Below are 9,340 nucleotides of genomic sequence, written 5' to 3'. Positions count from 1 at the left end.
TGGTACCACGGCATGAAGCGGCTGCGTATTCGCTGGGAGCGCCGCGATGACATCCACGAAGCGTTCCTCGGCTTGGCAACCTGCATCATCTGCTACAGGCACATCAAGATCCTTTGATAGGAACTCTAAGAAGGGCTCACCGACGGAGATCGGCTTCCACAAACACGCCGCGCTTGACTGGAGGTTCCTCTTCGTCGAGCAGCGGTGGTTCTGCGCGTTGAACCCGACCTTCCACTACACGAGCGACGGACAGCACGAGTCACGGCTCACTTCCGACCTCTTGGCGGGGATCAAGAGGCAGGACCGCAATCTCACCGTCCTTGGGCACACCGTGATGTGGACGAGTTACCTCAAGGGTGATGAGGGCGTGTTCGAGCCTAGGGAAACGATCATCACCTATGGGACCTCGTCACGTTGACCGCAGACAGCGGGATCGATGACGACCTCTGGCTCGAGGGGTTGGGCGAGCACGAGTCGGGCGTCGAGGCGGGTGGCGATACCGCCGAGCTTGCTGTGGAGGACATCGAGGAGCTGATGCTGGCCACCGGCCAGTAGGCAGCAATCACCGAGGCCCTTCCGCGCTTTCGGCGGCACGGCCTCGGTGATTCGGAGCGCAAATACCGCGGCGTGTGGTGTATTTGCGCGTGCCATCCGCCCTCTCCGAGTGGGCCGAGCGGCAGGCGTTCATCGACGCCCTGCTGCAGGCCGACCTGCACACCTTCCCCGGAGGAGTGTCCTACTGGGACAAGCAGGACGAGATGCACCAGTCGACCCACAACCACAGCGACTCCTTCCTGCCGTGGCACCGCGAGCTCTGCAACCGCTTCGAGGAACTGCTGCAGCAGTCGAACCCCGATGTCGCCCTGCCACTACTGGGACTGGACACAGGACCCGCGAGCCGCGTCCGACGGCCAGGGCGGCACCGTCGACCTCTCCGCCAGCACCCTCTTCGGCACGATGAACGGAATGGTCGACGGGCCGCTCGCCGCGCTGCACAACGGCGGCGTGCTCGCAGGCAGCCGCGAACGGACCGGAAACCCGGCCGTTCCACCGCAATCCGTCCAGCGCAACGCAGGCACCGGAGCACCGGGGATCAGCTCCGACGCGTCGATCATCGGCAGTGCCGACGCCCTATCCCGAGCTCAGCAGCGTTCCGAAACGAGCTGGAGGGGTGGCACGGCTACGTCGGCGGTCACATCGGTGGCCAGCACCAAACCTTCGAAGATCCGTTCATGTTCCTGTTGCACAGCAACGTCGACCGGTTGTTCGCGATGTGGCAGGGGCAGCCGGGGCAGGAGTGGCGGCTCGATCCCGACCAGGTGTACGGCGACCAGTCGAACACCACGGGAGCCGGCAGCATCCTGGACCCGATGCACCCCTGGAACGGCACGGTCCAGTTCGGCTCACCGATCGACCCGTGGATCGGCGCATCGGCTGCTGTCGAGAGCAAGAACTGCCGCCACCTGTCCGTGGTCCGCCCGCCGTGCTACGACACCCTCCCGCTCACCGTGGAACAAGTCTCACCCGCGGCCGGTGACCCGGTCCGGTTCCTCGACGTGATCGAGCATTTGCCGACCGCCCGCGCGCTGAGGCTGCGCGTCCGCGGCTGTACCGAGGTGACCGTCACTGCGGCGGTGACCGCCCCGTTCACCGTCCTGTCCGCCTCGGTCACCTCGCCGCACCCCAACGGCTTCGAGGCCACCGACCTGCTGATCTGGGTGCTCTGCACGCCGGGCGCTGCGGGCTCGGCGGATTCCGGCACGCTGACCGGCTGGCAGAACTGGGCCTCCGGTACCGGCGGTGCCGCGGCTGCGGACGGCATATCTGGTGCGCATGTAAGGCTCATTGTGCAAGGTCGAACAGCCACGCAGGTCGTTCTCGCGGACATGAAGGTGCGCGTGGTGGAGCGGAACGCACCCATCACCGGTACGCGCGTGTCCAAAGGATGTGGTGATCAATGGCATGGCGTTGGATAAATGTCGCCTGGATGTCTAGCCGCCGAAATCCGTGCCCACTAACGCTCTTGATCCCGGTGTCACCATTCAGGGTGTGGCTGATTACGAGAGCAAGCCCATCAAGTTTCCTTACCGGGTTGCGCAGTCGGAGGCGGAACCTTTCCTGTTCAATGCCTTGACGACGAAGTGTGACTGCGAGTGGGTTGTCGATCTCTACTGGTCGTCAGGCGGGGAATCTGGTGTGACTACCGTAGATGATCATGGAAAGCCATTCCGGACATCCAGTAGCGCTAACGCTGTCACTTGTCAGGTTCTTCAAGAACTGGTGTGACGACGTCCGCACCGGGGGGTCGACTGCTGGGCTGAGGCCCTCGGGCCATACCCCGGCAGCGACCTGGTCGGCGCGCATGTGACTTTGCCCGGCGACGCGATCCACGCCATGCCACCGATGTACGTGCACGGTGCCAACAGCGCGTCCTCTGGCGTGACGACCTGTCCCGATCCGCGCGGTGCGACGTCGAAATGCTCACCGAAGCCGTCACCGTGCTGCTGCTTCTGCCCGCCATCAGCCCTGAGGGTGCGGCGACGCTGCTGTGCCGGATGAGCTCACCAGACCCATCGGGACCATTCCCTTGACACGCGTTCCGGCCTGTGGAACGGAAGACAGCGATAAAGCTGGTGTGAATTAACGTTGCGAGACGTTTCGACCAGAGGTCACCGCCTTCGGCGGACCGACGAGATCGGACTTGAGGAGAACGGATGCCAGATCTGAAGATCCCTGAGGACGGATTGAGCCAGACCGCCCTCTATACCGCCTGGGTGAGGTGCGAGGAAGCCGGACGACCGCAACCGCTGTTCACCGACCCGCTGGCCGGCTTTCTGGTCGCCGAACTGGAAGACCGCCCGGCGCTGGCTGCGTCCGTCGCGCAGATGCGGGCCATCTCCAGTGGCTTCCCCTCCTACCACGTGGTGCGCACCCGGTTCTTTGACGACCGGATCGGGCACGCGCTGGAGGGCGGTGTGCGGCAGGTCGTGGTCCTCGGGGCGGGCGTGGACGGACGTACGACGCGCCTGCCGTGTCCGCCGGGCACCCGCTGGTTCGAGCTTGATCTGCCGGACATGACCGAGTTCAAGACGACCCTGGTCGCGCGGTCCGGCCTGACGCCCACCTGCGAGCGGATCGGGGTGGCTGCTGACTTGAGGACGGACTGGGCGACACCGTTGCGCGCGGCCGGTTTCGACCCAGGGCAGCCGAGTGCCTGGCTGGCCGAGGGGCTCTTGATGCACCTCACGCCGGAGAAGGGTGATGTGCTGCTGGCGGCGCTGACCGCCTTGTCTGCGCCCGGCAGCCACCTGTTCCTCGATCACCTCCAGGCCTCGATGCTCGGCGAACAGGGCGCGCAGTTGCGCGACGGCCTGGACAAACACGGTGTGATCTTCCGCGCGGCCCGCGACGACATCGAGGACTGGCTGGGTGCGGCCGGGTGGCGGGCGAGCGTGTACGCGGGCGTGGATCCCGTGATCGGCCACGGCAGGTCCGTCGCGCCGGTGCCAGCCTCCTGGCTCGCGGCCGCTACGCGCGTCGTCAGTACACCTGGTCACCCAGGGCGACAAAGTCGCGGGAACCGGCCGACGGCGCGTGCCAAAAGTTGACGTAATGCATCTGTTCGCTGAACATCGCGTTGGTTCGATCTTGACTTGAGCTGGAACGCCGGATCCGCTGCCTTCAGTTCGGTGCCTGGGAGAGGCTGGGGCACAGGAGATACTGCGTAGCGGGTTCGGTGTAGATCAGCAAAGGTTGTTCCAGTGCACGGAACGCCCGGGATTTTCTGACTGCTCAAGTGCCGCATAATCGCTCGTGGCAGCGTGAAATTATTTTCGGTCGAACTCTCTCCTGCGTTTGTGGAGAGTGTGTTCGCGCTTGTCGGCCATCTGCCCTCTCACCAGTGGCGAAAGGTCAGGAATTGTTCGAGATTGCGATTATCGGCGGAGGGCCCTCCGCTGCATGTGTTGTTGCAGCGATGGCGTATCGCATCGCTCCTGAAATCCCGATTAACGTCACCGTGTTCGAGCCGGGCCCCAACCTGTGGCGTGGTCGCGTGTTCCAACCGGACGGCGACGAAGTGCTGGCGAACGTGCCCATGGAAGACATGTCGGCCGTCGCGTGGGATCCGGAACACGGCGTGCGATGGTTTCATGAGAATGGTCTCGGCGACCTCGCCGCCGACACCACTGTTCCTCGCCGACACCAAGTCGGCCGATACCTGGAGGACACCGCGGAGCAGGCGATCGCGGCGATGCGTGCTGCTGGTTCGAACGTGGAAATCCGGACTTCGACGGTCACGAGTCTGGAGATGGACGAAGGGAAGTTCTGGACGCACGGCGATGATTGGAAGGCCGGCTCATTCGACCAGGTGGTGCTGTGCCTTGGTGCGACGCCGTCGTACGATCACTACAAACTTTCGAGCAGCGCGGGTTACATTGCTGATGCCTACCCGTTGCGCGAGGCCCTGATCGATGTCCCCGAACAGGCAAGCGTCGGCATCGTCGGTTCAGGCCTGACCGCCATTGACGTGGTGATGGGCCTGAGGGCTCGCGGCCACCGAGGACCGATCACTCTGGGTTCCCGCAACGGTCACCTTCCTTCCGTTCGGCAGCGGCCTGCCCGTCACAAGCTCCAGCACCTCACGGTGCGGCGAATCGAGGAAGTGACCGCGGCGAACGGTGGACTGAGTTTCGACGACGTGGTCGAACTCGCCAAGGCGGAACTCGTCGCGGTCGGCACCTCGATCGCGAAGATCGCAGCCGATTTCTCCTGCACCACACCGGCGGTGACGCGCCTTCGCAATGACCTGGTGCGGGCCATGGAAGATCGCGACCCCGGCTGGCCGGTGCTCAGGGACGGCATGGTGGCGTGCGGCCAGGACGCCTGGTACCTGTTGTCGGACGCCGACAAGATGCGCGTCCGGGCCTGGCACCAGACGTTGATGCGACATTGCTGTCCGATGCCGCCGGCGAACGCCGCTCTGCTGCTGAACATGTTCCACAGTGGGCAGCTCGCCATCACAGGGGGAGTTCGCTCCATTCTGCCGCGATCGACCGGTGGCTTCGACATCGATGCGGAACGGCCAGCGGTAGTCGATGTTGTGATCTCGGCGTCGACACCCGCAAAGCACGAGATTCCACCGGCCGCCCGTCCGCTGGTGGCGTCCATGGAATCCCAGGGGTTGGTAGCGGCCCACCCGTTCGGTGGTGTCCGCGTCGACCGAATCACAAGCCGCCTGGTCTCCCGGCGTGGCGTCGCCGACTCGAAGCTGCACGCGCTGGGAGACCTCACCAACGGCGCATACCTCTTCACGTTCGGAATGCCGGTGCTGGCGGCTCGTGCCGACTGCATCGCGATGGACATCGCCGCCACCATGGGTCTGTTCCCTAAAAGGTCCTAACGGAATGACTGGTGGCGTTGGAGGCGTCGCCCGCAGATGATCGAGCAGGCGAGGCTGAGGAGGGCTTCGTGGATGTCGTCGCGGATCTCCCAGCGGATGCGCAGGCGGCGGATCCAGTGCAGCAGGGCCAGGGTCTGTTCGACGACCCAGCGGTGCACGCCCAGTCCGGAGCCGTGGTCGACGCCGCGGCGGGCGATGAGCGGCCGGATGCCCTTGGTGCGGACCTGTTCGCGGTACTTGTCGTAGGCGCGGTCGGCGTACATCCGGTCGGGTCTGTGCCGAGGGTGGCCACGCCGGCCGCGTACCAGCGGGATGGCGTCGAGCAGTGGTATCAGGTGGGTGACGTCGTTGCGGTTGGCGCCGGTCAATGTCACGGCCAGGGGCACGCCGCCGCCGTCGGTGATCAGGTGGTGCTTGGAGCCCGTCCGGGCGCGGTCGATCGGGCTCGGACCGGTTTTGGGCCGCCCTTCACCGCCCTGACCGACGAGGAATCCACCGCCGCCCGCGACCAGTCCAACGTCCCCACCGACTGCAAGTTCGCCAGCAGCAGCTCGTGCAGCCGCGGCCACACCCCCGCCTCGGCCCAGTCCCACAGCCGCCGCCAGCACGTCATGCCCGACCCGTACCCCAGCTCCTGCGGCAAGAATTCCCACCCCGATGCCCGTGTAGAGCACGAACAGGATGCCGCACAACGCCTTGCGGTCATCGAGTCGCTTACGTCCCGGATACCGGAAGCGCCGCTCGACCTTCGGCAGCAGCGGTTCGATCAACTCCCACAGCTCGTCCTCGACCTCCCAAGGCCGACGCCGGGCCACACCAACCTCCCGCCGGACACGAACCAGCCCGACAAGAGGATTGTAAAACGAGCGGCTCTGCCTCGTAGTCGGTGGTGACGTGGAGTGGTCGTCAGGGCAGAAGGATGCGGTGGCGGAGAAGGTTGAATCCCGCGCGTTTGTGGATCTATCTCTGATGCTCTTGGTGCGGGTGTTGACGCCTTCGGTGCGGCCGTTGTGGTAGGGCAGGGTGACGGCACCGTCCACTGCAGACCGTCGATCTCGCGACCGTTGGTGAGACTGCGTAGGTGCGGCAGATCGACGGCGCGAGCCTGCGCGATCCACTCGGTGAGCTTCACGTCGTTGCCCGCGGCCGGCGTCAGCAGTGCGGCGAAGCCGCGTACCAGACTGGCGAGTGCGGTCATCTCTGGGCAGGCTGCGGCGATTTGCTCCAGCAGGGTCGTGTCCTTCGGGCGCAGGTTCGCGGGTTTGGTGAGCAGGAGGCGGCTGGCGTGACGGGGCGGTCGCCTTCGGCGCGGCACTGGTTGAGGTAGCGGACCAGAAGGTTGGCGCTGCCGGTGCAGCCCAGTTTGCGGATCTCCGCGAGCAGTTGGGTGACAATGATGGCGTTCCAGCAGTCCGGGAATCTGTTCCCGGAACGTCTGCCGCGGGCAGTTCCGGGCCGGGCAGACCAGCCGCCGCACGCGCAGGCGGACGACGACCTGGCGGCCATCGACCGGCACGTCCTTCACCGTCCGCTGGTGATACCCGTGCACCTTCGCCGTCGCAGTCCCGCAGACCGGACACGGCACGGCCACATCCCGAGTGCGGGCCGTGACCACCACCATGCCACCGCCCTCCGTCACGTCCTCGATAACCAACGCCGACAGTCCGGAGAACACTGTCCCCACAAGGGAATCGACAGTAATCACAAGATCATGATCGCGAACCGCTCCTCGCCGTCACCACCGACTACGCGCCAGAGCCGCTCGTTTGACACACCCCCGACAAGATCAAACTATAGGCACAGAAGCGAATGTCAGCACCAGAAACTCCGCAGGCCGCAGAGGTGCATCTCCGGATCGCTCAGCTTGGGGAGGAGATTCGAACTCCAGGTGGCCCATCCTTGAGCAAGAGTCCAACCGCAATCACTCGACCAGCCTCAGCGGTGTGGTGCTCAGGACACCGGTGAGAAGGGTCGTCAAGCAGATCGGGAAGCTGTGCGGGCAGCAGTTTGTCCGTGCACTCGCGGAGTTCAGCAGTTAGCCACCATCGACGTTCGATCAGTCCGCCTTCTCGTTCTCAGTGGGCTTGAGCGTCACCTTCGGCGCCGCGTCCGCGGCACGAGTCAGGAAGACGTGATCGATGCGGTGATGGTTCCCGGATCCACAGCTTGCGGCCCAGCGCTGGAAGAACGATCCGGTCTCCTCCGCTACTTCGCGGCGTGCGGCGTCGGCCGGCTCCTCGCCGTCGTCCAAACCGCCACCGGGCAGCTCCCACCAGTCGTGGCAGCGGTCGTGCGGGTTGGTCGCAGGCGTGAATGAGTAGCACGCGGTCGTGAGCGTCGAGCAGCAGCACTTGAGCCCCGATGCGTTGGGGTGAGGGTGGTGGACATCCGGCGGGCGTTCCTCGCGGTCGGCTGGCTGGGCGGCAGCCTGCGCGAGTGGTGCCGGGCTTCGTACGGCGGCTGATGGGCTTGAGACGCATGGACGCTGCCTCGATTGACCCGCGTGACAACCTGGTCACGAACATAACGGTGTGGGAGTCGCGAAGGCGATGTGGGAATTTACCTACCGTTCGGAGCATCGAGAGTTCATGCAGCGGCGCCGCGAATGGTTCCTTCTTCAGGCTTAGGCATCCACAGTGCTGTGGTGGTTCCAGTCGGCCATATCCCACTGTCTTCGAGGCCGACGAACGGTTGAATCTACTGCGGGAGATGGGCCCAACACCACAGGCATTCACTTTCGCCCACTCGTACGAACCGACTGGCGAACTCGTTGCTGCCTGATCTACCGGGTTGAGCGGGCGGGCTGTTGTTGCCCTCGTAGAGGATCCTGGTCCAGACCCTCCGCTCAACAGCTCGAACCTCCACCGTCGATGAGACCACGATCTCGACGTAACCGCGGTGACTGGCCGCCAGCTCGAAAGGGAGGGGCGTTGTCCTGCGAACACTGGGCTGAACTTCCGCGAACCCCGCTTGGTGAGATGTCTGTGGCGTCTCTGTGCGGGTTCGCGGCGCTTTAGCCAGCGGTGTGAGTGTGGTACAAGGCGCACCAGCAGCAAGCTCCTGCACTGGCCTCCGCTTCTGCGTGGATGTGGATGAACTTCACCAGTTCCGCGTCGTCGCACACCTCTTCGCTAGGACGTGAGCACGGCGAACGCCAAACCTCATCTCCCCGGCACCCGTGAGGGACGCCGCCCCCGACCACGCGGTGCGGCCTGGCGCACGCATCGCCAGTGCCCACGCGGTCGTTCGTCGTCGCGTTCAGCCTTCCAAGACCAGACGCTCATCGTTGGACAGGGATCAGCGGCACCAACTCCGGACTCGGCACGCGCGTGCCTGGCCCGCCGAAGATCCGACAAACTCAGAAGACTAGGGAGTTTCCCGCGGGCGCATGACGCCGATGCTCCACAAACTGGGACAGCGCATGCAGGAACGAACGTCGGGAGGGCCGACATGGTGACCGCCAACGAGAGGCTGCTCACAACGCTGCAACGGGAGGATGCCGTCGAGGACGGTGGCCATCTCGATCCCATGGATCGAGTCACCTGTCGCAGCCATCGGAGATGGCTGCACGACTGCGTCTCGTCACCGCTCCACGCCAACGCGGCCACTGGCTATCGGTGGTGCCGCCGATGCGACCGGGCCGCACTCGTTGCCGTGGACGAACTCGTCGGAGATCTGACGATCAGTTGTGCGATCTGCGGTCTCTGCCCGACCAGCCGGGCCAACCGCACACTGATGGAACACTGCCGGCGCAGCCTGGCGCTCGCGCGACTAGCGGTATGAGCCGCCCTGCCGTCGCTTCGCTTTGCGGTGCGGAATTTGTCAAGGTGATTGAGACCAGTGGGTGTTAGGCGGCTTCTGTGTCGGCGTGTTGATCGGTGTCGTTGGCCGGCCGGTTGATCCAGACGGTGTCGGGTAGGTCGAGCATCTTCGGCGCTG

General features: G+C 65.0%; 6 protein-coding genes and 5 pseudogenes. 8 read left to right on the top strand and 3 right to left on the bottom strand.

From position 1 onward, the window contains the following. The 6 genes and pseudogenes from ABFX45_RS45320 to ABFX45_RS45295 all read left to right on the top strand — a co-directional run. A pseudogene (locus tag ABFX45_RS45320) lies at nucleotides 1-117 on the top strand (IS5/IS1182 family transposase); the annotation flags it as partial. A gap of 297 nt (nucleotides 118-414) precedes the next feature. After that, complete coding sequence (locus ABFX45_RS45315) at nucleotides 415-555, top strand: hypothetical protein (protein ID WP_346137282.1); 141 nt, start codon at nucleotides 415-417, stop codon at nucleotides 553-555. Between the two features lie 203 nt (nucleotides 556-758). Continuing rightward, nucleotides 759-1,223: pseudogene (locus ABFX45_RS46790) on the top strand (hypothetical protein); the annotation flags it as partial. 9 nt (nucleotides 1,224-1,232) lie between these two features. Beyond that, entirely contained in the window at nucleotides 1,233-1,976 is a 744-nt protein-coding gene (locus tag ABFX45_RS45305) for a hypothetical protein (protein ID WP_346137280.1), read from the top strand. Between the two features lie 738 nt (nucleotides 1,977-2,714). Further along, nucleotides 2,715-3,608: an SAM-dependent methyltransferase gene (locus ABFX45_RS45300; protein ID WP_346137279.1), complete on the top strand. Its 894-nt coding sequence runs from the start codon at nucleotides 2,715-2,717 to the stop codon at nucleotides 3,606-3,608. A 188-nt stretch (nucleotides 3,609-3,796) separates the two neighbouring features. Then, nucleotides 3,797-5,401: an FAD/NAD(P)-binding protein gene (locus tag ABFX45_RS45295; RefSeq protein WP_346137278.1), complete on the top strand. Its 1,605-nt coding sequence runs from the start codon at nucleotides 3,797-3,799 to the stop codon at nucleotides 5,399-5,401. Here the strand turns inward: ABFX45_RS45295 and ABFX45_RS45290 are convergent. The 3 genes and pseudogenes from ABFX45_RS45290 to ABFX45_RS45280 form a co-directional block, all read right to left on the bottom strand. Further along, a pseudogene (locus ABFX45_RS45290) lies at nucleotides 5,398-6,216 on the bottom strand (IS5 family transposase). The gene ABFX45_RS45295 and the pseudogene ABFX45_RS45290 sit on opposite strands and share 4 nt — an antisense overlap. Before the next feature lie 91 nt (nucleotides 6,217-6,307). Continuing rightward, a pseudogene (locus ABFX45_RS45285) lies at nucleotides 6,308-7,106 on the bottom strand (transposase family protein). Nucleotides 7,107-7,457: 351 nt separating this feature from the next. Beyond that, a complete protein-coding gene (locus ABFX45_RS45280) occupies nucleotides 7,458-7,652 on the bottom strand; it encodes an NUDIX hydrolase (RefSeq protein ID WP_346137277.1) in 195 nt (64 codons plus the stop codon). Nucleotides 7,653-7,950: 298 nt separating this feature from the next. Here ABFX45_RS45280 and ABFX45_RS46785 point away from each other — a divergent pair, with 298 nt between their 5' ends. Together ABFX45_RS46785 and ABFX45_RS46780 are read left to right on the top strand one after the other, a co-directional pair. After that, nucleotides 7,951-8,028: a DUF3291 domain-containing protein gene (locus tag ABFX45_RS46785; RefSeq protein ID WP_428834304.1), complete on the top strand. Its 78-nt coding sequence runs from the start codon at nucleotides 7,951-7,953 to the stop codon at nucleotides 8,026-8,028. A 46-nt stretch (nucleotides 8,029-8,074) separates the two neighbouring features. Further along, nucleotides 8,075-8,182: pseudogene (locus tag ABFX45_RS46780) on the top strand (DUF3291 domain-containing protein); the annotation flags it as partial. Between the last annotated feature and the right edge of the window lie 1,158 nt (nucleotides 8,183-9,340).

Origin of the sequence: Lentzea roselyniae, assembly GCF_039537795.1 — a bacterium.
GTDB lineage: Bacteria > Actinomycetota > Actinomycetes > Mycobacteriales > Pseudonocardiaceae > Lentzea > Lentzea atacamensis.
The sequence above is the reverse complement of the archived record's forward strand: the minus strand, read 5'-3'. Positions and strand labels throughout refer to the sequence as shown.

Coding starts and splice junctions, on each gene's coding strand:
- ABFX45_RS45305 (WP_346137280.1), top strand. CDS start 1,233: ATGTTCCTGTTGCACAGCAACGTCGACCGGTTGTTCGCGATGTGGCAG.
- ABFX45_RS45300 (WP_346137279.1), top strand. CDS start 2,715: ATGCCAGATCTGAAGATCCCTGAGGACGGATTGAGCCAGACCGCCCTC.
- ABFX45_RS46785 (WP_428834304.1), top strand. CDS start 7,951: ATGTGGGAATTTACCTACCGTTCGGAGCATCGAGAGTTCATGCAGCGG.